The following is a 20,275-nucleotide window of genomic DNA, read 5'->3' as shown; positions in this document are numbered from 1 at the left end:
TTGTAAATGGAATGATTCATGCTTGTTGTATTTTCGGCCCAAACGGCAAAAACTCCTTCAATTTGCGCTTCTCATACAAAAACCGTTCAACTGTTCTGGGAACTATGCCCAGGCAGTTGAACGGTTTTTATGCTAATACTCTCCCTCGGCGCGCCTCGAATCCGGGGACCTTTTTCAACGCTCCCTTAGTAGCTGCGGGCGGCCAATCGCCCATGCTGGTATCTTGCGGCCAGCGAAAGCAGGTAATTAACGACAAAATAAGTGGCGGCGATGGCGCCGAAGATGGCAAACACCTGGGAGGTGGATCCATATTTGCCCATGATGATCATGCCTCTTCCGGTCAGTTCCTCCACTCCTACCGCCCAGACAAAGGACGTATCCTTAATTACCGTAGTAAACTGGGATAATAAAGGGGGAATCACATTACGGAATGCCTGAGGCAATACGATATGCCTCAAAGTCTGATAATAAGACAGACCCTGGGAACGGGCCGCCTCCCATTGTCCCCTGTGAACCGAGTTTAAGCCGCCCCGGATGATTTCGGCTATAACCGCCGAAGTAAAGACGGTCATGGCAAAAATACCGGAATGAACAGGCGGCAGACCGGTAGTAAACCGGGCCACCAGGATGAACAAGAGGAGGGGGATATTCCGTACGGTATCAATATAAAAGGTAGCCATCCTGCTATAAAGCGGCGACTGTGAGTATTGAGCCACTCCTAAGACCGTTCCAAAGATCAGGCTGAGGACAATAGACGATACCGCGATGTGCAGGGTTACCAGCAGGCCGTCGAGGAAAAACAATCCGATTGCCGGATGCAATAATTCCTGAATCATAGGGCTACCTCCGCCTTTTTCTCCAGATATCGGACATATTTGGCCAAAGGATAGCAAAGAGCCAGGTACAAAAGACCGGTTGCCACATAAGCCGGACCGTAGTATAAATTGCCGCTGGACCAGGAATCGGCATGATACATCAGGTCACCGCCGGCGATCATCGCCAGGACTGAGGTATTTTTGATCAGGCTGACTGCCTGGTTGGTGACGGGCGGATAGACGATGCGTTTGGCCTGAGGCAGGATGATATGGCGCATGGCCTGCCAATAGGTAAACCCCTGGGAATAGGCTGCTTCCAGCTGCCCCCGGGGAATCGCCTGCAGGCCGGCGCGGATGGCTTCGGCGATATAGGCGCCGTGGTAGACGCCTACCCCCAGCACGCCGATGGCGAATACCGACAGGACAATGCCCATGTGAGGCAATCCATGGTACAAAAAGATAACCTGAATCACTAAAGGCGTATTTTGGATGAACTCTACATAGATCCGGTTGATAAGGCGGAACATCCGTCCGGGTGCTGCGCCCGCAATACCCAGCAGGGTCCCGAGAACCAGGGCCAGAGTCAGCCCCAGGGCAGCCACGGCAATCGTTGTGGCCAGCCCTTCGGCGAACACCTGCCAGTCCTGCAGCAGCGCCAGCCATTTAAACCCGGCGAAGGGGCCGGGCACTATTTCAGACCCCACTTCGCCAGCAGTTTATCCATCTCGCCGGATTTTTTCATGTCATTAAACGTATCATTCACCAGCTTGGCCAAGGCCACGTTGGATTTCTTGGTAGCCGCGCCGTATTCCTGCGGACTGAAACGATCCGGTAAAACGACGGTGGAGGCATCCAGATAACCGAATAAAATAGCCGCATCCACGCTGAAGCAGTCTACCCGGCCGGAATCCAGGGCCGCTTTTACTTCAGCATAAGAACCATACTCCAGGAAATTCACTTTGATGCCCTGTTTGTCAGCTTCGGCCTGAACGGCTTTACGGCTGGTGGAGCTCTGGGCTACCCCGATTTTTTTGCCGGCCAGGTCTTTCAGGCTTTGATAGCCGCCGGCCTTTTTCACTAGCAGAGCCACGCCGTCAGTGAAGTAAGGATCGGTGAAGTTATAGCTTTGCTTGCGTTCTTCGGTAATGGTAAAAGTGGCGACGACCAGGTCCACATCGCCGTTATCCAGCAGCGGTCCGCGGGTTTTGGCCACTGTGCCGGTCAGTTCGATTTTATTTTCGTCGCCTACCAGTTTTTTTGCCAGAGCCTTGACCAGATCAATTTCAAATCCTTCAATCTTACCGGTTTGCGGATCCTTATAGCCAAACTTCGGCACATCCACCTTGATGCCGGCCTTTAAGATACCCCGGTCCTGGATCGCTTTAATTTCCGGCGCCGCATCGCTTTTAGCCGGCTGAGACGGGGCTGTGCCGCCGCATCCCATCGCCAGCAGGCTGATGATGAACAGGACTACCAGAGAAAGTAGGAAATATTGTCTTTTCATGCTAAATTCCCCCGTCTTTTTATTTATTAATCTATCTAATGCAAAATCCGGCTCAAAAACAATTTGGTCCGGTCATTCTCCGGGTTGACAAAAAAGTGTTCCGGCGTTCCCTGCTCCATGATCTGGCCTTCATCCATGAAAATGACCCGGTCGGCCACCCGGCGGGCAAAGCCCATTTCATGGGTCACCACCACCATGGTGATACCTTCATTGGCCAGGTCCACCATGACATCCAGCACCTCTTTGATCATTTCCGGGTCTAAAGCTGAGGTAGGCTCGTCAAACAGCATGATCTTGGGATGCATGTTCAGAGCCCGGGCGATAGCCACCCGTTGCTGCTGGCCGCCGGAAAGCTGGGATGGATAGGCAAAGGCTTTCTCTTTCAGGCCCACCCTGTCCAGAAAGGCCATGCCGGTTTCTTCGGTTTCTTCTTTTTTGACGCCTTTGACCAGCATGGGCGCCAGGGTCAGATTCTCCAATACGGTTTTATGAGGATACAAATTAAACTGCTGGAACACCATGGCGACGGATTGCCGCACCTGATTGACCGGTGCATCGGCTGGGGTGATGTTGACCCCATCCACCAGGACCTGGCCGCTGTCGGGCCGCTCCAGCAGATTCATGCAGCGGATCATCGTGCTTTTTCCCGAACCGCTGGGACCGATCACCACCAATTTTTCTCCGGTCCGGACGGTCAGCTCGATATCTTTTAAAACATGATTCCGGCCAAAAAACTTATTTACTTTCTGCAGTGTAATCAACCGCATTCCTCCCTTCTTCAAAACTACAAAAGAAAGACGCTTCATCCAGTGAAATACTCTTCACCCGAATGGAGCGTCTCTGCTCGCCAATGGATATGGAATTGTCAATCCTCCCACAACGGTATAATGTCTCTGTTCATTGTATTATTGATAACAATTATACCGCGATTGTTTCGTATAATCAAGTAAATTTGACAAAATCTTAATTTTCCATAACCACCGGTATATTCCATGGTGCTGCCGCAGAGTCAGCCGTTTTTGACCCTCTAATTGCCATCAGCATTGTTCAGTATGATCGCCAGCAGCGCCAAGCCTCCAATCGTTCTCATGACCTCCTCATGATGGTCTTTTTCCCGTTTCTGACGCTCACGCCAGTCACGCGCGCTTTCATGGTGACGCCGCTGCATCTCGCGCCGATGCCGTTCATTTTCTTCTCTGACCCGCTGCGCCCGGGTTACGTGACGCTTTTCATATTTTTTCTCACATCGGTCTTGTCTGGATGCCGCCTCTAAAGCGGTCATGCCCCATCCCAATTGCATAATGCCTATCAGAGAATAGACAATGGTTTTCTTTACTATATTGTTCATACTATATCCCCTCTTGGTTTTTTAGGGTTCCCGGGTTCTGATTTAAATTATAGGGGAGAAATATGATAAAACTATGACTGACCCGCCGGATGCATAAAAAAAAGAAAGGCGCCAAGCGCCTTTCAACGTGTTTCGGTTTCCCGCCTGCAGTTGAGACGGGGCGGGGGCAAAAGATCCCAGCCGGGAAAGCGGGAAGCCAGCGGTGATTCCATCCTGCCGCGGGCATTGCTGCCGCTGCCGCCAGGGCTTTCCCGCTCTTCTTCCGGCTGTTGAATGCCCAAAGTAATCCTGTAGTGATCGGGAAGTTGCCTTTCCATAGCCTCACCCCTGTGGCACCGCCCGGGTTATCGCCGGACGGGCAATGTCCTGCCTGGATAAAATATACCGCTCCGGGGTAATCGCAGTTAATAACTGCCCTACCTTCGCCGCTGCTGCTTCCCCTGCAGCATAGCTGCGCTGCCATTCCGCCGCCTCAGCTAACGCCGCCTGCAATATTTGCCGTGAATCATCACGCAGTCTGGCTAAAACCTCACTGGTTTGCCTTCTATACTTACGTACTTTTTGCCTGACCGATAAGAACCAGATAACTCCGCCCAGGCCGATGGCAAAATAAAAGAAATTCATAAAATAAGCGCCTAAAATCAGAAAATCGATACCGGCGATAACCGCAAACCAATCCAGCAAATTCAGTTTTGTTGACTGGAGAGCCTGTTCCATTTGCTCCCGGTGATAATTGTCCAGGGAATCGATCAATTCCTGCCCATTAGCGCCGACTGGGATCGTCCCGCGCCACCCTTCAATAGATATGGTAATCTCCTGCGGCGCTTCTGACCGTCTCTGAGACGCAATGCGGTCATAAGCCCTAATAATCCAGTCCCGGGACAGGGCGACAGCCAGCCTTTGTGTCGCCTTAGATGCTTGAGACAGTGCAGGATGCAGAGCAAAATTCGTTAACAGCTGGCTGAAACCGATCGTTTCATCGAGTGCCTTGCATTCCGCCTCATAACGGCTCTGGGCCGCCTTTTTATCACCCTGTTCTTCAATAATCAGCAAAAGCAGGCGCTCATCCCGCCGCAACGGAAGTTCTTCTTTATCAAAGCAGGTCGCCAGCTTAGCCAATAAGTCATCAACGGCTGCGATCAGATCCGGCTCAGGTTCTGCCGCAGCCATAAACAGTGCTGCAAAATCATCGTAAATCATCTGATGCCATCTTGCGCCAATCAATGCCGCCTGCAGCTTATCCCATTCAGGACTGTACTGGCGAAGATAATGGTACCCGCCAATATCGCTGTCAGCCAGTTTCGCTTCCAGGGCCGCGGTCCACAGGTTTTGCTGTTCCTCCCTAAAACCTGGCGCAGCAGAAAGATCCTGAATCCATGCTTCTATGGGCTTTACGCACTGACCTTGGATATCGGGTCCAAACACCCCGTTAGCAAAGGCGTCGATTAATACTACAATCTGCCTGTCCAGTGCCTGCGGATTTTGCAGACTGAGATAGCGCTCGAGCCAGATCCGGCTTGCCTGAAGCCTGCTGCCGCGCCGGCATACCAAGGCGAAAAATAGCGAAGTTTTCTCATCATCCCGGCGCAGCGCCTCCCGCACGGCACGTTCGGCAAGCAATTGATTGTCATTCAGCCAGGCAGCCAGGGCAATCAGACCCGGGGCGAGCCAATAGCGCGGAACTGCCAGCATTAATTCTTCCGTTACGCTGCAAATGGTCTCCTGCCGCACAATATTGACATCCACTGTCTGGATGATGCCGGTAGTCCGCCGCCGGATTTCATCATAGTGACCAAAATTATTCTCAAGTTCCTGCCGCACCTTTACCAGTCTCGTCTCCGCTAACTGGAGCTGTTTAGCCATGATATCCCGCTGGATAAAATCGTGGAAATCCTGAGCCAACTCGGCCAATTGGGCTTGTATAGAGATCATCCCGCGACTGACGGCTTCCATTTGGCCGGATACTAAACCGATATTGCCGGAAACCACAAGGAGACTATTTTCCAGAGTCAGGAGCCTATCTTCGACATCTGCATGGATCAGGGTCTCCGCTTTTACGACGCGATTGCTTGGCATTGAATCACCTCTTGCACTCTCGCCTACTCAATGTGAGTATATGGTTCGTCAAAAATCGCTAAATTACCTGCTACCGTCAGTAGAGCATTTGTCCTAACTTTATTCATTATAAAGAACATGCCCCCTATGTAGGATTAGGACTCTACATAGGGGGCTGTTATAGGCTTTCATTTCATCATTGGCTGTGCAGCCAGCTTTACCGGATGGCAGGATCAGCAGCCGTATGGCTCGGACGGCGGTCAATGAAACTCCGCTTCTTTCCATTGTCTTCCGGCGTATGCCAACGCCTGAGAAACCACAACCATTCCGAGGGGTGCTTTCTAATTGCATTTTCAATCGTGCGGGTCATTTTTACCGTGTTTTGCAAAATTTCCTGTTCAGGGTCGACACAATGCTCATAGGACAGCGGCGGTTCTATGACTACCCGGTGGCCGCCGCCAGGCAGATGATAGGCATATACCGGGATAATGGCAGAATTAAATTTTTTCGCAAAAAGCGCCGGACCAACAGGTGTAGATGCCGGACTCCCAAAAAAATCCACAAATATGCCTTCCGTCCCGCCATCCAGATCGGCGAGAAAGCCCAATGCCTTGCCTTGTTTTAGCGCCCGGGCCGCCTTGACAATTTCTGTCGACCCGCGGTTAAAGACTTCTAATCCAACTTGTCTCCGGTATTCATTCAGGATGCGGGTATATTGCGCATTGGGCTGCGGTTTAACGATGGTGGTTATCGGCAGGCCGGTATGCGCCAGGGCAGCGCCCAGCCATTCCCAATTACCCATATGAGCGGTAAGGAGCACCACACCGCGCCCTGCGTTTAAAGCTTCTTCCAAATAAGGCAAGCCTTCAATGGAAACATACCGGCTGATATCCTTGCGGGCTAATGCCGGAATATACAAGACTTCCATCAATGTTTGCCCCAAGTTGCAAAACACTTCGCGAATTAGCCCTCTGGCTTCATTATAGGGAATTTCCAGGCTGTGCATGGCCTGCTCAATTCCCCGTTCGCGCTGTCCCCCGGCCACCCGAAAATAAAGACGTCCTATTCCCCGGCCAATCCGGCAAATCAGTGAATAAGGCAGAAAAGAAATCAAATGACTGAGAATTTTAAGTATGTGATATTGTACAAATCCTTTCATCATTGCTCTCCATTCAGCTCCAGACGGCTTATTCATGCAAAAATTACGAATCCTCTTTCGGTTACTATTATAAGTAAAAAGTATGACGAAATTATGACGGCAGCCATACCCCATTGTTATTTGCCTCCGGCCGATGTATACTATAACCAAAGGAGGGGTCTTATGGATATTGCTGCACTGTCAACAGTGAACTCGCAAGCTCAGGTACAAGGGAATGCCGGTATTTTGCTGCTCAAGAAGGCGCTGGATACCACCGAGGCAAGCCAGCAGGCTATGTTGAATATTCTCGTTCCTCCATCCCCCAGTCTAGGAAGCGCTGTCGATGTAAAAGCCTAGCAACCAAGCCGCATCTTTGGGTGCGGCTTCTGTGTCATTAAAAATGTGAATTAAAAGACAGACAACACCGCTTCATGCCTTGCGGCTTGAATGCGGTGTTTGCTTATTTTTTGGCTTTTTTGAACTAGAAATTTCCTCCAGCTCTGTCTGCCTTGCTGCTGTCTTTTCTAGGCATGCTGCTTTGCCATTACTGTCTGCCGGCATTGTAAAAAAGTTTCAACATCCATATTGGAAGCATATTCAAGAAGTCTCCGCTTATTATTTTCTCCGGTCTGATTAGCCGCAACGTTCAGTCTGTCTGCCGCTTCCGCATCAATGCCGGTTAACTGATCCTGCTCTTGCCCGCTTTGTTCTCCTTCATCATCCTCCTTATCCGCCGCCGTACGGCCAATGAGGACTCTGATATGATCGCCGATAACCAAATAGGTGTATAGATAATCCCCTTCCTGAACCGTAACATATTGTTGCTTTGCCGCCTTGCCGCCTGTCGTGCCGGAATTTTTCCCCGCGCTGTTTCCCTGTCCGGTCGTCGACAGGGTCAATCCTACTCGACTCACATCCATCCTGAACCCTCCCTGTTGCTGTTGGGCAAATCTAAACAACCGCCCGTTAAATTGTCATTGATATTATCGGATAAAATCAAAAACTACTTTAATCTGATCGATTGGGTAACGAAAAACCGCCCCCTGGGCGGTCCTTCGTCAAATCGTTATTCTTTCGCCAGTCTGCGCGATATGTAATTGGAAAACCATGCCAGGATAATTACCTGAAATAAATAAAACATATTACATCGTCTCCTTGTAATTGGAAAATTTATCCTTGTATTGGAAATTATAACTGATAACTGTGACAAAATCAAGACAAGCCTGACAATAAATGTTTAATAAAGTAAACAATTACTATCTACCACTTACTTATGCCTCACCTTGGTCTGTCAATTTTAGTATTTACCAAATGAGGCGCATAAATTCCGCTGGTTTTTCTATGACGAGGCCAAACGCCGGTGCGACAATACAGGCGCCAGTCTGATGAAGGTAAAAATTCCGGGCCAGGAAGAAACAGCAAAAAGACGGATAGCATTGCTGCGCCGCATTTGCCTGATTGAAAAGTAAACAGGCGAACATTCAATGATGTTCGCCTGTTGCTTAAAAACCCTATTTCACCGGACAAAAAACGTCCGGTTCCGATGCATTACCGGTTGGTTTCGGGAAAATGACTGGAGATATTGCGGTAAGCCATTTTTACGTGGTGAACCATGGCTTGTTCAGCCTGATCGGGATTGCGCTTCGCCAAAGCATCCAGGATGGCTCTATGCTCATCGATCACATGGGGCGGACGTTGCGGCGACCGGAGAGAATCCAGACGGGCCAGCTGCACGTAATAGTGCAGATTGTGCAGGGTCAGGTTCAGTATCCTGCTGCCGGAGGCCTGGTAGATAATATGATGGAACCGGTTATCCAAATCAGTCAGTTCCTCAGGATCCTCTTTTTGAGTGAAAAATTCCATTAAGTCATACGTCTTCTGCAACTCTTTCAGCTCGTCGCCTGTCAGCCGCTCCGCCGCCAGGCGGGCTGCCAATCCTTCCAGCAATTGCCGGATGGCAAAGATATCTTGAACGTCTTTAGACGATATTCCCAATACGACTGTCCCTTTTTTGGGCGCGGTCTCCACCAGCCCTTCCATTTCCAGCAGTCTGATGGCTTCACGGACAGGAGTGCGGCTGACGCCCAATTCATCGGCCAATTTTCCTTCCAGCAGGATTTCTCCAGGCCCATAGCCTCCGTTGATAATCTGGGTTTTAACAAATTTAAATACTTTATTGCTTAAAGAGTCCTCACCGGCGGAAGTAAATTTCATTTCTTTCATCCTATGTGTTGCCTCCTTCAGGTCCCGAACACGCACATACATGTATATTGTAACACAATTATTTTAACACGAATAACAGATAATTGTAAAAAAACATCTAAATCCCGCACTTCTTATTTAAATAAAGCGTAAAAATGTCGATAGTAATGGTAGCATTTCATTTTAGTTCTGACAGAGGAGAAACCGTTTATGCTACACATACGTACATTGCAAAGCGCGTCAATGATCAGAAGATTTGCAGCTTTTTGCATCGATCACATGCTGATTGGATTGAGTATGATTTTTGTGATTTTGTGGGAAATGGATTTTGAAAACGGCGATATGAATGACCTTATGCGGATTACAACTATTTCCATGCTGTTCGGGATATTGCTGATAACCATCAAAGACTGCGTAAACGGTGTGAGTCCGGGGCGATGGCTGTTGCGCCTTGCCGTGCGCAACATAGGCAACCACAATGAAATCCCGGCTATCGGAAAACTAATGCTGCGCAATGTGTTTACGGTCATATGGCCTCTGGATTTGCTGACTCTCATCTTTTACGGCCGGCGGATCGGAGATATAGCCGCGGAAACCGATATCGTCCTGTGCCCTGACAGGCGCAGTCTCGCAAAAAGAATGGCAGTGACTGCCATTCCAGTAATCGTTATGATCGGATTCATTAGTCTGGTAACCATCAATGTGCTGGAAGCAGATTCTTAGATCCGATTTAGGAGTCTGCTGCAGGAGGTTGAAGTGGCCCAGATGGGCCTCTTTCAGCGGTCTCCTACTTGCCGGTCAGAATCCATTCATGAATAGTCAAGATTCTCTGGCCGTACGTCCGGCCAGGCACCGCCCATTTACCGTTTAAATCGGTCCAGGTAACCATCTGGCCGAAATAAGCGGTTTTTTTTACTAAATGATAGCGGGGATCCACCACCGGCATAATCGGCGGACGGGTAGCGCTATAGGCCAACAAGTGCTGGATCTGCGCTCTTACACCGATTTCTGCCGAAGAAAACCAGGCGCCTTTAACCCCGCCGCCGGTGGTTCCCAAACCGCAGTAATTATTCTGCAGGGGAACCACATCTCCCCCATACCGGAAGTTGCCGGTCTCATGAAGGGCCTGGGCAAAAGCCACATCCGGCCGAATGCCTTCCCGTCCGGCTTCCCTGTAATAATACTCTACCAGTTGCGCGGGGCTCACCGTTAAAAAGGGCAGGGAATTGCGCCGCAGAAGATACTGCAGGCATTGTTCCTGCGTGGCAATCGGCTCGCCGTGAATAGTCAGATCCATTGGCGTCTCTGTCCGCAGCATCTCCCAGTGCACCGGATGACCATAAAGGTCCGCCGCGACCGCTGAATTGCCCCCTGCCAGCCAGCAGGCGGCCGCCAAAACCGCCAGGTGAATCCAGCTGCATCGTTTCCCATTCCCGCCTTTGGGACTTATTATTTTCACATTTTCCTCCTGATAATCCGTTGAACGTTTATTTTTTGTCTGTAAAACAGCAACGCAGGCCTTTGGGGTTAAAACAGGCATTGCAGGAAATGCAGGCGGCTTTTTCCTGTCCGGCCGCCAGCCGGTTGACCAGATCCGGCTCCCGGACAAAAGGACGGCTGAGGGATATGAAATCAGCCTTACCCTGGGCCAAATTCGCTTCCATAACCGCCCGAGACCGGTTGCCCCCTACCAGAAGAACCGGCAGGCTGACTTTGGCCTTAATGGCAGCTGCCGCCGGGGCAAAATAACTTTCCTGCTCAGGTTTCACGATGCCAGTATTAGCCATGACCAGACGGCTTACCCTCCCAGTGCCGCCGCTTGCTTCAATGGCAGTGGCGCCATGATCGGCAATAGTCTGAGCGGCACAAACCACATCATCCAAAGTCAGAGTTTCGGGCGCATCCACGCCGTCAGTGGTGTTCAGCTTAACCAGCACGGGAAAGTCCCCGCCGACCGCTTCCCGTATCCGCCAGATCACTTCGGCCAATAACCGCAGCCGGTTTTCCCGGGACCCGCCGTAGTCATCGGTACGCTGGTTGCTCCAGGGCGACAAAAACTGGGCCAAGGCATAGCCGTGAGCTATGTGGACCTGCACCCCGTCCACACCGGCCCGTTTAGCCCGCATCGCCGCAACTCCAAAATCGTCAATCAGTTTCTCTAACTCGCCGTGGGTCATGGCCCGGGCGATCCGAAGGCCCTGGGCATTAAACACATCCGAAGGCCCGACCGGCATTTCCCCTTCGGTTAGTTCCCGGTCGGTTTGACATCCGGCATGGGAAAGCTGCAGAATGATACGGGCGCCGTGTTTGTGTACGGCATCAGTCAAACGGCTGTATCCGGCAATATACTTGTCGTGGGAAATGGCATTCTGGGGATTGCCGGCCCGGCCCAAAGGCAAAGACACCGCCGAATGGGCCGTAATGATCAGCCCGGCGCCGCCGGCTGCCAGGGCCGTATAAAGGCTTATCTGAGCATCGGAAATTTGTCCGTCCTTTTCGGCCAGCCAGTCCTGGGTCGCCGACCTGACAAAACGGTTGCGCAGCTTAAGTGTTCCCAGGGAAGCCGGTTCGAATAAAGTACCCACGTAATATGCCTCCTCTATGCTTATTCTATTCGCCGATACCGGCAGATAACTCTCTCAGAAGTGTTCCATCCGGATGAAGCCGAATCCTTTTTTCACCCATAACCGCCTGCAGCGCAAAAATTCCCAAAATAATAATTCCAGGGACGCTGCAAGCATCCCTGGAATTACCGGACCAGACGTGAATGCCAAAACTATGCTCTGCTGCCAAAATCAATGCTGGCAAACCCCTTCCGCGGACAGACGCAGTTTTCGGCGACAATGTGATTCTTCTCGGTGCGGGCAAAGCCTTTGCCGGTGGTGCTGCATTCCGGGCAATAATTTTCCGGCGCCGAAAATTGAGTCTTTTGACCGAAATCCATCGTCGCAAACCCCTTACTGCCTGAACCGTAATTTTCCGCCACGATGTTGCTTTGTTCAGTACGGGCAAACCCTTTGCCGGCTGTGCTGCCATCCAGGCATTTAGCCGCTTGTTTTTCCTTATTTATCATTTTAATAATTCTCCTTTATTGATAATTATTATTTATTAATATTATACTTCATTAGTTAGAAGAATTCTACTACTTTTTGCATGGGTGTAAAAAAACTTAATTGAAAATTAATACCGAAGCCGCAGGAATTTTTTTCGGGGGGCTGTATCGTTATAATGCTACATTAAACTATAGGCAGGGAATTTATTTATAAGAGAGGCATACCGCATATGACGAAACTCCGCATCGACTGCCATGTCCACACCTGTTATTCCCACGACTCGCAATTCTCTCTGGATTCACTGGTTGAGACCTGCAGGGCCAAAGGCATGGACGGCATTTGCGTCACAGACCATAATACGATCGCCGGCGCCGCAGCCTTGGCAAAGCATGCGCCTTTTCCCGTCGTCGTCGGCGAAGAGATCCTGACCACTGCCGGTGAAATCATCGGTTATTTTCTCTCCCGGGAAGTGCCGGGAGGACTGTCTCCCCAGGCAACAGTCGCTGCCGTCAAAGATCAGGGAGGTCTGGTGGCCATTCCTCATCCTTTCGACCGCCTGCGCCGGTCGGCCCTGAAAACAGAGGCATTATTGGAAATTGCGGCTAATGTGGACATCATTGAGATATATAACTCCCGGATCATATTAAACGCCGATAACCAAAAAGCCCGGCAATTTGCCAAAAAATATGACAAGGCAGTCACTGTGGGCAGTGACTGCCATTCGGTACGGGAAATGGGATATAGCTTTGTGTCTATGGATCAATTCAACGGTCCGAGCGAATTTATGCATCAATTGCAAGCGGGAGAGCTCTGCTGCCGCCCTATTCCCCTGCACCTGCATGTTTTAAGGCTTCAATCCCTGCTTGGTGGCTAGAAGTTCATGTTTCTTCACGCGCCGCCGCCACCATACGGCACTCCAGATAAGAGAAATACCGACAATCACCGCCGTTGTGGCCAGCGAATACTCGCGAATCAGTTCAATGGCCGCCGAACCGAAATAATAGATGAGAACGCCTTCAATCATAAACCGTTTGGCCCGTCCGGCGAAAGAAATTAAAATAAACATAGGAAAGTTGACGCGCAATGCTCCGGCGGTAATACTGATCACCTTGTATGGCAGGGGGGACATCACCGCGAGAAAGATGACCCAGGCCACCTCTCTTGTGGAATAGGCCTCTACTTTCTCCATGGCTGTCCGGGCCGCGGGAAAGCGGCTTAATACTCCCGGTCCCAGCCACATGCCGATGCCATAGCCGATAAATCCCCCGGCAACAGATGCTGTCGTAGCCAAGGCAGCATAATAAATGGCATTGGCCGGATCAGCCAGGCAAAGCGGCACCAAAATAAGGTCCGGCATCAGCGGTGAAATAAACGATTCGGTGAATGTAACCACCGTCAGTCCCATCCAGCCCCATCCTAACAGCAGGTCAAGCCAGGGATCTACTGCAATCACCTTCTTTAGGAGACCGTTGAAAAAGGCCCCTGATTCGAGGATACAGATGAGTTTTGCAACGTGCTTCTTTAACTCATTCCAGGCTTAGGGGAGCGGCCCGTTTAAGCCGATTGGTTCCGACAGGCAGGGCCGTTGCTGATTCGTCGAACAGCCCGGCCTTTTGGGCGTCATTTTCCCGCAGCCACCGGACCATCATCACCCAGGCAATGATCAGGCCGGCTATGGTGCCCACTACAACCTGCAAATCGGTATGAGCGCTGCTTTCAACCCGCGACCAGGAAATAGCCGCAGCGCATGTATACCAGAGCCAGGTCCAGCGCGGATAAAAACAGGTCAGCACCAAGGCCATGGCAAAGGCATGGGCTGCATGGCCGCTGGGAAAGCCCATCGCTTCGCCGGTGGGGCGAAGCGTCCAGGCGAGGGATGCCCATCCCATCGTCTGAATGCCCAGTGCGATCAGCTTAAAACCCTGAACGCAAACCCAAATGAAAAAATTCAGCCAGAGAGTCAGGGGGATCACGCTTTTTATCCCCCTGCGGTACGCCCAATAAAGAAGATACAGGTTGGTACTCCATAAAAAAATGTCATTGCCTTGCAGACCGATCATCAGGGCCGCTTCCGTGACAAGCTCATTATCGCCTTGTCCAAACAGCAGAACATGCAGGATTGTAGCCAGACCAACGGCTATTCCCACTGTGACGGCAAAGATGTAACGTTTCGGCTTCCCGTAAAACTGATATTCCTGCAACATGACATGTACCCCTCCGTTATTGATCGCATAAAAGGCTTTTGCATTGGTTTCACCTATGTTTTATCATGATACCATAGGTGCCGGAGGGGATATGTTAGGGTAACACTAATATTGTGTAAATATCATAAGCCTGCATAACGGTATCGGAAGGTTCATCCAGTTTAACCGACTGATAAAAGCCGCTGTCATCAGAGGCAGCCAGCGGCAGGCAAAGCAGTTTCTTTCATCTGGGCCGGCAGCAGGGATCCTGTAGCAGGGTAACGATCATGATGGGTCACGCTCCTTAGGCAGTACAATTCATAGTGACAGTACTATATGTTCGGCAGAATATTTTACAATCCTTGAGGACCGGTTGAAAAAAGCGGTTTTAAAAGCCGGAGCCCTGTGAAAGCAGGCGCTCCGGCTTGTGATGCTGCCTTGATTTTCTGTTGCAATGTCCTAGGAGACCGTTGAAAAGGGTCCTATTTCAAAGCTGCAGATGAATTTTGTGCAGATTTCTAGGATATTCTTAAGTCCAGGCTTGCTCCCTGGCCGCCTCCTGGCCGGCGATCCGGCCGTTCACCAGGCAGTCGGTCAGGGCGCAGCTTCCCAGACGCACAGCGCCATGTATGCCTCCGGTGATCTCGCCGGCAGCATACAGCCCTGGAATCGGGTTGTAGTCCTGATTGATGACCTGAGCTTTGAGATTGGTGAGCAGACCACCCATGGTATGGTGAACCCGCGGCCATAGTCTGGCAGCGTAGAAAGGCCCTTCGATCGTGGGTTTGGCTCCTTCCAGGATTAAGCAGTCATGATCGGTGTCCTTGCCGTTCAGCACCATGGAGTTCCAGCGGCGGACTTCTTCCAGGAAAGGTCCTACCGGAATTTCATAGGCTCTAGCCAGTTCTTCCAAAGTGTCGTATTTCTTGACAGAGCCATTTTTCATGCCGGCTTCCAGTATTTTGGGCACTATCTGGCGTTGGACCGCGTAGGAATCACCCAGGATGACTACCGGATAGCCGAACTTCAGGATGGCGTCAGCTCTGACCTTGCGGTCGCCGGTTTCTTTAATAAATCGTTTGCCTGTTTTGGGGTTTACCATCGGCGCATAGCCCACCAGCCGCTCGCAGAACTGGGGCACATAGCCGAAGCCTTTTTCATCCGGACTGGTCCAGGGGCCGCATTGGATCCAGTCCATATGGATATCCATTGCTCCCAGTTTCAGCGCTTCCCGCAAAAGTTCGCCGGTGGCGCCGGCATGGTTGGTGCTGTCCAGATTGTCCGTCAGGCGGGGATCGTGAATCATACGCATTCTTACATCCTGGGAAAAACCGCCGGCAGCCAGCACCACCGCCTTTTTCGCTTTAATGAACGAGGTTGTGCCGCTGTTTTCATCGCCAAATTTGTAACCGGTCTTCACTTCCACGCCAAGGACCCGGCCTGCATCGTTCTGAATCAGCCGGACCACTTTGCTATTTTTGGCCACATTGACTCCTTTTTCTTTTAACCTGGCCAGCTCGGCTTTTACAATATCACCGCCGGAAGCATTGGCCGTGGCATGGGCCCGCGGCACCGAATGGCCGCCATGGAAGTTGACCCTGCGATATTTAACGCCCAGACTCATGGTCCAGTCCACAGTTTCACTGGATTTTTCCGCCAATAGGCGGACTTTTTCCACGTGGTTGAGATAAGAACCTGCTTTTAACATATCCTCCACCATCAGGTCCACGGAGTCCTTAATGCCGGCTTCGGCCTGCATTTTTGTTCCGGCGGCGGCCAGGTCGCCGCCGTTAATGATGGAGTTGCCGCCCGAAATCGGCATCTTCTCCAGCACCTTCACGCTGGATCCGGCGGCAACAGCCTCAATGGCGGCGGCCAGGCCGGCGAAGCCTGAGCCGACGACCACGACATCCGCCTCTTCCTTCCAGCTGACCGATCCGCCCTTGCCAGTGGTGGCAGCTGAACAGCCAGGCAGCACCGCCGCTGAGGCAATTGCCAGGCCGGCCGCTGCCGTTGTCTTGATAAAATTACGCCGGTTTAAATTTTGGTCCATGGAAGTCCCTCCTCTTATTTCGTGTAGTTTTATTGCGATTGTTTCCAATCGCTGCCAAGCTTCTTGAACCAGTCAAACTCATGGCACTGAGCGCAATATACTTCGGATGTCCGGTGCATTTTGTGGCAAAGACTGCAGTCGATCTCTCCCAAGTGAGAGTCGTGAGGATTACGATGATCATACTGGGTGGCGGTAACCGTCTGCTGCCAATCGTCCTGATGGCATTTGAGGCAGTCTTCCCGGGTGGCGCTGCGCTCTTTTAACGGATCTTCATACTGACCGGTCACATAGGCAAAGCCCTCATGCATCTTCTCCACGATAGTAGCCTGGTGGCAATCAGTACAGTTAACATTTTCAGCGCTATGCCTGGCGGCCAAAAGCGGCCCCTCTTTCCAGGACTGATAATAGGGTTCGATAATGTGACAATTAGCGCAAAATCTCGGATTCTCGCCGGCTTTCAAACCAGCGGCGACAATTGTTATTCCAAGGAAAAAGATCACCATGGCAGCGATGAGCCACCGCTTTTTTCGTAAAAAAAAGTTCTTAGGGGTTTCTGAATTTTGAGCATCGTGTTCTGTCATAACCGCTCTCCCTCCCTTCAGTCCAAACTAAATAACCCGGCATAGCCTTTTCCACCTTGGCATGGTATGATAGAAATATATCCCATACGCCAGAAGCGGTGCTTGCTGGGTATCATTAAAAGAATTTTGATAATTCACACGTTCGATGATTCACATATCGTTCCCTTTGTCATTCAATACAAATTTTTGGCAAAAATCTTGTCAAACTGTATATTTTTCATTTCGTGTTTTATGGAAAATCATAAGCGGAGGAAATAATCATACGGCAGGAGGAACAGCGTCATGGCTGGGACAGAGGACATAACCGTCTTGCTGACAAATTCCGTTTTGGAATTAAATCACCTGGAGAAAGTAATGGCCTATCTCCGGGAATCCACCCGGAAACCGGTAACCATCACCGATTATAAGGGAATGATCTATACCGGCAACGGTAAAAGGGATAAAGAGGCAGAATATTTTACCAACCATTACCTGTCTTTACCGGATTGGGATCAGAACCAAAGGCCATTTTATCATGAGCTGACCAGAACCTTATACTACCGGGTCGGCAGCGGGAATCAAGACGGCTTTATCATCGTGGAGGAAGTAGACCCGCCGGATTACGCCGTCTGCCAAAAGCCGCTGGAACAGGCGGCTCTGGCGGTGAAAACTTACTTAACCCGCGTAGCGGCTGTCGAAGCGATTGAAGATATGTACTTCCACAATTTTATTACCGATATACTGCTGCGAAATATTAATATCAAAGATCTGATGAAGCACAGCCATCCCCTGCTGAATCTGGACTTGGACAGCCTGTATTACGTAACTGTCATGGAACCGGGAATCTCTCTAAATAACCGGGAAATGCAGACGCTCCATTCTTATACCAAAGAATGGCTGGTTGACAATAGCCTGGATATTTTCTGCACGATTTGGGACAATCACTACTTGGTCCTGATTTGCCCGACGCATTATGACAAGAGGACTCTGGAGGTCGAGTATGGCTGGGACCGGCATTTGACCAATATCAAACGGCACTATGCGGACATCCGGGACAAGTTCAACTACCCTGTCGCCATTGGCATCGGCAATAAGTACACCATTAGCCAACTTCACCGCAGCTACCGGGAAGCGCTCTTCGCCCTGCACCTTTCCAAGCTGACCAGTAGGAAAAATGGTATCCGGCACATTTCTGACTTAGGACTCTTCACCCTGATTTGCAATAATGATCTTACTGATCTGAAACAGTTCTGCAACCGCTATCTAGGCTCAATCCTGACTTTTGACGCTGCCAATAACCGGGATCTCCTGGAGACTCTGCGCTGCTTCTTCGATGCAGACCTGGACAATAAAACAACGGCGGACCGGCTGCACCTGCATATCAATTCCTTCCGGTACCGCCTGAAAAAGATCGAGGAACTTTCCGGCCTGGACCTGCAAAAAATGGAGGACCGGACCAATCTGTTCGCGGCGCTGAAGGTGTATGAGCTGCTGCTGTCAACCGGCTTTATTAAATGATAAGCAGCCGGGTTCTAGCATACTCCTTGGACAGTGCACTCATCCTCTCTATCTGTTCGTAGGTTGCCGGTCCTGCAAGGTAAATTATGGATAAGCGTTAAGTCGGATTTATTAGTTGCGAAGATTATGGTAAAATAGGTACATAAAACTTCTAGGGGGTGAATTTTCCAGAATAGAAAACGAGTTGTTCTCGCAGAATGGTTTCAAATAAGCTTGAAAAACGGAGGATATTTGCTATGAAATTGGTTTCCAAGTTTGCCTTGTTACTGGCGGTCTTTGCGATGCTTCTTGTATCAGGCTGCTCTGAAAAAGAGAAAGCATTAGTGACTGCAGTAAAAGACGGTAATACCACTCAGGTGCAATCTTTGCTGGACCAGGGCGAAGACCCCAACTTAAAAGCCAAGGATGGCAAAACCGTCCTGATGCTGGCGGCCTATCAGGGACACACCGATGTTGCAAAAATATTGATTGACAAAGGCGCAGATGTTAACGCTAAAGACAAGGATGGCAAAACTGCTTTAATGTATGCCGCTCAACAGGGTTATATTGACGTAGCAAGACTGCTGTTGGAAAATGGGGCTGACATCAATGCTGTCGATAACAACGGCAAAACGGCCCTTCAAATCGCCCAAGACAACAATCAAACCAAAATGGTTGAATTTTTGAAGAACTGGGGTAAAAAATCCACTCCAGCTCCGGAAGCCCCGGCGCCCGTAACAGTCAGCAGCAAACAGCTGTCGTCAGTATACTTCGATTTTGATCAGGCAGCTCTCCGCGCCGATCAAGCTGGGGTAATGAACGACAATCTTAAACTTCTCAAAGAAAATAATAAAATGTATGTTATCGTGATCGGTCATGCCGATCAGTGGGGCGACCGGGATTACAACCAGTCATTGTCCGAGCGTCGTGCTCAAACCATAAAAAAATACTTTGTTGACAATGGCATTGCTGCCGACCGCGTCGTTGTTTATGCCTTTGGCGAAGATCATCCTCTCAAAAAAGGTCAGGACTCGGCCTCTTGGAGCGCCAACCGCCGGGTGGATGTCTTAAAATCGGATAACGTATTATCGAAAGAACAAGTTCTCACCATAACCATAAAGGACTAACGGACGTGCGTCGGCACTACGCCAACCTGACATAAGCACCGTAGCTGCTTAAAACATAACAATGAAAAGGACAGGCTGAGCCTGTCCTTTTCATTGCCGGCAATCTGACCAGGACTCGGTATCCGTCAGGATATCAGGGCCTGGTTTCTTTATTCTTCCCAATTTTTGCAGACATCCACCCATTTTAATCCCTGAGAATAGCGATACAATTCATCACAGGTTAATTCGATGGCCGAGTTGCTGCTGCCGCAGGCCGGGAAGATCGTGTCAAACCGTTTTAACGAAATGTCCAGATAGGTTTTGACCTCAGGGTTTTTTATGCCAAAAGGGCAGACGCCGCCCACCGCATGTCCGGTTTGCGCCAGCGCGTCCTCCGGTGTCAGCATTCTGGCCTTCAAGCCGAATTCAGCCTTAAACTTGACGTTGTCCACTTTGGCATCGCCAGCTGTCACTACTAAAATACAGCCTGTCTCCCCTTGAAAAGACAACGTTTTAGCAATCCGCGCCGGTATGACCCCGACTGCCTGAGCGGCTAGTTCCACCGTGGCGCTGGATTCGGCAAATTCCCGAATCTCTTTTTCTCTGCCGTATTGCCTAAAATATTCTTTCACTGCTTCAATGGCCATTTCTGATCTCCTTGTTTCGTTTAAATTCGAGCCACTTTTATTATAACGCATATTTCCCGGCAATATCTTCTATATTTTTCTATTGATCCCACGCAACTTATTCCGGCAGGCAAG

Annotated in this window: 23 protein-coding genes; 5 read left to right on the top strand and 18 right to left on the bottom strand. The window is 50.3% G+C overall.

Annotated features, from left to right (window positions below; translation table 11 throughout):
- Window positions 1–185 precede the first annotated feature (185 nt).
- The 8 genes from ALO_RS05080 to ALO_RS05045 form a co-directional block, all read right to left on the bottom strand.
- The gene (locus ALO_RS05080) at window positions 186–836 is read right to left on the bottom strand and encodes an amino acid ABC transporter permease (RefSeq protein ID WP_004093544.1); all 651 of its coding nucleotides are present in this window, start codon (window positions 834–836) and stop codon (window positions 186–188) included.
- The gene (locus tag ALO_RS05075; protein WP_004093542.1) at window positions 833–1,504 is read right to left on the bottom strand and encodes an amino acid ABC transporter permease; all 672 of its coding nucleotides are present in this window, start codon (window positions 1,502–1,504) and stop codon (window positions 833–835) included. The genes ALO_RS05080 and ALO_RS05075 overlap by 4 nt, the downstream gene beginning before the upstream one ends.
- Window positions 1,504–2,319, bottom strand: a complete 816-nt coding sequence (locus ALO_RS05070) for a transporter substrate-binding domain-containing protein (RefSeq protein ID WP_004093540.1) — start codon at window positions 2,317–2,319, stop codon at window positions 1,504–1,506. The genes ALO_RS05075 and ALO_RS05070 overlap by 1 nt, the downstream gene beginning before the upstream one ends.
- 35 nt (window positions 2,320–2,354) lie before the next feature.
- Window positions 2,355–3,080 (bottom strand): amino acid ABC transporter ATP-binding protein, encoded by a 726-nt coding sequence (locus tag ALO_RS05065; protein WP_004093535.1) that lies wholly within the window; start codon window positions 3,078–3,080, stop codon window positions 2,355–2,357.
- 266 nt (window positions 3,081–3,346) lie between these two features.
- Window positions 3,347–3,667, bottom strand: coding sequence for a hypothetical protein (locus tag ALO_RS05060; protein WP_004093533.1), 321 nt, complete (start codon window positions 3,665–3,667; stop codon window positions 3,347–3,349).
- A 122-nt stretch (window positions 3,668–3,789) separates the two neighbouring features.
- Complete coding sequence (locus ALO_RS05055; RefSeq protein ID WP_004093531.1) at window positions 3,790–3,984, bottom strand: hypothetical protein; 195 nt, start codon at window positions 3,982–3,984, stop codon at window positions 3,790–3,792.
- 4 nt (window positions 3,985–3,988) lie between these two features.
- A complete protein-coding gene (locus ALO_RS05050; RefSeq protein ID WP_004093529.1) occupies window positions 3,989–5,743 on the bottom strand; it encodes a hypothetical protein in 1,755 nt (584 codons plus the stop codon).
- Between the two features lie 196 nt (window positions 5,744–5,939).
- Window positions 5,940–6,881 carry a lysophospholipid acyltransferase family protein gene (locus ALO_RS05045; RefSeq protein ID WP_004093527.1) on the bottom strand — a complete coding sequence of 314 codons (942 nt, stop codon included), beginning with the start codon at window positions 6,879–6,881 and terminating at the stop codon, window positions 5,940–5,942.
- Window positions 6,882–7,043: 162 nt separating this feature from the next.
- Between ALO_RS05045 and ALO_RS22015 the strand changes: the two genes are divergently transcribed.
- Entirely contained in the window at window positions 7,044–7,217 is a 174-nt protein-coding gene (locus tag ALO_RS22015; RefSeq protein WP_004093525.1) for a YjfB family protein, read from the top strand.
- 167 nt (window positions 7,218–7,384) lie between these two features.
- On the opposite strand, the gene ALO_RS05040 is transcribed toward ALO_RS22015, so the two are convergent.
- Window positions 7,385–7,780, bottom strand: coding sequence for a hypothetical protein (locus tag ALO_RS05040; RefSeq protein WP_004093523.1), 396 nt, complete (start codon window positions 7,778–7,780; stop codon window positions 7,385–7,387).
- Window positions 7,781–8,408: 628 nt separating this feature from the next.
- The gene (locus ALO_RS05035) at window positions 8,409–9,083 is read right to left on the bottom strand and encodes a GntR family transcriptional regulator (protein WP_004093521.1); all 675 of its coding nucleotides are present in this window, start codon (window positions 9,081–9,083) and stop codon (window positions 8,409–8,411) included.
- Window positions 9,084–9,272: 189 nt separating this feature from the next.
- On the opposite strand from ALO_RS05035, the gene ALO_RS05030 reads away from it, so the two are divergent.
- Complete coding sequence (locus ALO_RS05030; protein WP_004093519.1) at window positions 9,273–9,785, top strand: RDD family protein; 513 nt, start codon at window positions 9,273–9,275, stop codon at window positions 9,783–9,785.
- Between the two features lie 64 nt (window positions 9,786–9,849).
- Here the strand turns inward: ALO_RS05030 and ALO_RS05025 are convergent, their stop codons facing one another.
- The 3 genes from ALO_RS05025 to ALO_RS05010 form a co-directional block, all read right to left on the bottom strand.
- A complete protein-coding gene (locus ALO_RS05025; protein ID WP_004093518.1) occupies window positions 9,850–10,521 on the bottom strand; it encodes a glucosaminidase domain-containing protein in 672 nt (223 codons plus the stop codon).
- Window positions 10,522–10,549: 28 nt separating this feature from the next.
- On the bottom strand, window positions 10,550–11,647 hold the full coding sequence (locus ALO_RS05020; RefSeq protein WP_004093516.1) for an oxidoreductase: 1,098 nt from the start codon (window positions 11,645–11,647) through the stop codon (window positions 10,550–10,552).
- Window positions 11,648–11,838: 191 nt separating this feature from the next.
- Entirely contained in the window at window positions 11,839–12,135 is a 297-nt protein-coding gene (locus tag ALO_RS05010) for a hypothetical protein (RefSeq protein ID WP_004093512.1), read from the bottom strand.
- Window positions 12,136–12,344: 209 nt separating this feature from the next.
- Between ALO_RS05010 and ALO_RS05005 the strand changes: the two genes are divergently transcribed.
- Entirely contained in the window at window positions 12,345–12,989 is a 645-nt protein-coding gene (locus tag ALO_RS05005) for a PHP domain-containing protein (protein WP_004093510.1), read from the top strand.
- On the opposite strand, the gene ALO_RS05000 is transcribed toward ALO_RS05005, so the two are convergent.
- From ALO_RS05000 to ALO_RS04985, 4 genes are all read right to left on the bottom strand, one after another.
- Window positions 12,960–13,520 (bottom strand): YqaA family protein, encoded by a 561-nt coding sequence (locus ALO_RS05000; protein WP_004093507.1) that lies wholly within the window; start codon window positions 13,518–13,520, stop codon window positions 12,960–12,962. The two genes, ALO_RS05005 and ALO_RS05000, sit on opposite strands and share 30 nt — an antisense overlap.
- 121 nt (window positions 13,521–13,641) lie before the next feature.
- A complete protein-coding gene (locus tag ALO_RS04995; RefSeq protein WP_004093505.1) occupies window positions 13,642–14,319 on the bottom strand; it encodes a phosphatase PAP2 family protein in 678 nt (225 codons plus the stop codon).
- Between the two features lie 508 nt (window positions 14,320–14,827).
- A complete protein-coding gene (locus tag ALO_RS04990; protein WP_004093503.1) occupies window positions 14,828–16,351 on the bottom strand; it encodes a flavocytochrome c in 1,524 nt (507 codons plus the stop codon).
- 29 nt (window positions 16,352–16,380) lie between these two features.
- Window positions 16,381–16,932, bottom strand: a complete 552-nt coding sequence (locus ALO_RS04985) for a cytochrome c3 (protein ID WP_004093500.1) — start codon at window positions 16,930–16,932, stop codon at window positions 16,381–16,383.
- A 282-nt stretch (window positions 16,933–17,214) separates the two neighbouring features.
- On the opposite strand from ALO_RS04985, the gene ALO_RS04980 reads away from it, so the two are divergent.
- Together ALO_RS04980 and ALO_RS20720 are read left to right on the top strand one after the other, a co-directional pair.
- Window positions 17,215–18,429 carry a PucR family transcriptional regulator gene (locus ALO_RS04980; protein WP_004093497.1) on the top strand — a complete coding sequence of 405 codons (1,215 nt, stop codon included), beginning with the start codon at window positions 17,215–17,217 and terminating at the stop codon, window positions 18,427–18,429.
- Between the two features lie 236 nt (window positions 18,430–18,665).
- Window positions 18,666–19,535 (top strand): ankyrin repeat domain-containing protein, encoded by an 870-nt coding sequence (locus ALO_RS20720; RefSeq protein WP_004093495.1) that lies wholly within the window; start codon window positions 18,666–18,668, stop codon window positions 19,533–19,535.
- 149 nt (window positions 19,536–19,684) lie between these two features.
- Here ALO_RS20720 and ALO_RS04965 read toward each other — a convergent pair whose 3' ends face one another.
- Window positions 19,685–20,161, bottom strand: a complete 477-nt coding sequence (locus ALO_RS04965; protein ID WP_004093493.1) for a YbaK/EbsC family protein — start codon at window positions 20,159–20,161, stop codon at window positions 19,685–19,687.
- Window positions 20,162–20,275 lie beyond the last annotated feature (114 nt).

The sequence above is a fragment of the Acetonema longum DSM 6540 genome (genome assembly GCF_000219125.1).
Taxonomy (GTDB): Bacteria; Bacillota; Negativicutes; order Sporomusales; family Acetonemataceae; genus Acetonema; species Acetonema longum.
Note: the sequence above shows the minus strand (reverse complement) of the source record. Positions and strands in the feature narration are given on the sequence as shown.

Bases quoted from the DNA above. Each gene is read 5' to 3' on its own strand.
- ALO_RS05080 (WP_004093544.1), bottom strand. From the start codon at position 836: ATGATTCAGGAATTATTGCATCCGGCAATCGGATTGTTTTTCCTCGAC.
- ALO_RS05070 (WP_004093540.1), bottom strand. From the start codon at position 2,319: ATGAAAAGACAATATTTCCTACTTTCTCTGGTAGTCCTGTTCATCATC.
- ALO_RS05060 (WP_004093533.1), bottom strand. From the start codon at position 3,667: ATGAACAATATAGTAAAGAAAACCATTGTCTATTCTCTGATAGGCATT.
- ALO_RS05055 (WP_004093531.1), bottom strand. From the start codon at position 3,984: ATGGAAAGGCAACTTCCCGATCACTACAGGATTACTTTGGGCATTCAA.
- ALO_RS05050 (WP_004093529.1), bottom strand. From the start codon at position 5,743: ATGCCAAGCAATCGCGTCGTAAAAGCGGAGACCCTGATCCATGCAGAT.
- ALO_RS05045 (WP_004093527.1), bottom strand. From the start codon at position 6,881: ATGAAAGGATTTGTACAATATCACATACTTAAAATTCTCAGTCATTTG.
- ALO_RS22015 (WP_004093525.1), top strand. From the start codon at position 7,044: ATGGATATTGCTGCACTGTCAACAGTGAACTCGCAAGCTCAGGTACAA.
- ALO_RS05040 (WP_004093523.1), bottom strand. From the start codon at position 7,780: ATGGATGTGAGTCGAGTAGGATTGACCCTGTCGACGACCGGACAGGGA.
- ALO_RS05035 (WP_004093521.1), bottom strand. From the start codon at position 9,083: ATGAAAGAAATGAAATTTACTTCCGCCGGTGAGGACTCTTTAAGCAAT.
- ALO_RS05030 (WP_004093519.1), top strand. From the start codon at position 9,273: ATGCTACACATACGTACATTGCAAAGCGCGTCAATGATCAGAAGATTT.
- ALO_RS05010 (WP_004093512.1), bottom strand. From the start codon at position 12,135: ATGATAAATAAGGAAAAACAAGCGGCTAAATGCCTGGATGGCAGCACA.
- ALO_RS05005 (WP_004093510.1), top strand. From the start codon at position 12,345: ATGACGAAACTCCGCATCGACTGCCATGTCCACACCTGTTATTCCCAC.
- ALO_RS05000 (WP_004093507.1), bottom strand. From the start codon at position 13,520: ATGGGACTGACGGTGGTTACATTCACCGAATCGTTTATTTCACCGCTG.
- ALO_RS04995 (WP_004093505.1), bottom strand. From the start codon at position 14,319: ATGTTGCAGGAATATCAGTTTTACGGGAAGCCGAAACGTTACATCTTT.
- ALO_RS04990 (WP_004093503.1), bottom strand. From the start codon at position 16,351: ATGGACCAAAATTTAAACCGGCGTAATTTTATCAAGACAACGGCAGCG.
- ALO_RS04985 (WP_004093500.1), bottom strand. From the start codon at position 16,932: ATGACAGAACACGATGCTCAAAATTCAGAAACCCCTAAGAACTTTTTT.
- ALO_RS04980 (WP_004093497.1), top strand. From the start codon at position 17,215: ATGGCTGGGACAGAGGACATAACCGTCTTGCTGACAAATTCCGTTTTG.
- ALO_RS20720 (WP_004093495.1), top strand. From the start codon at position 18,666: ATGAAATTGGTTTCCAAGTTTGCCTTGTTACTGGCGGTCTTTGCGATG.
- ALO_RS04965 (WP_004093493.1), bottom strand. From the start codon at position 20,161: ATGGCCATTGAAGCAGTGAAAGAATATTTTAGGCAATACGGCAGAGAA.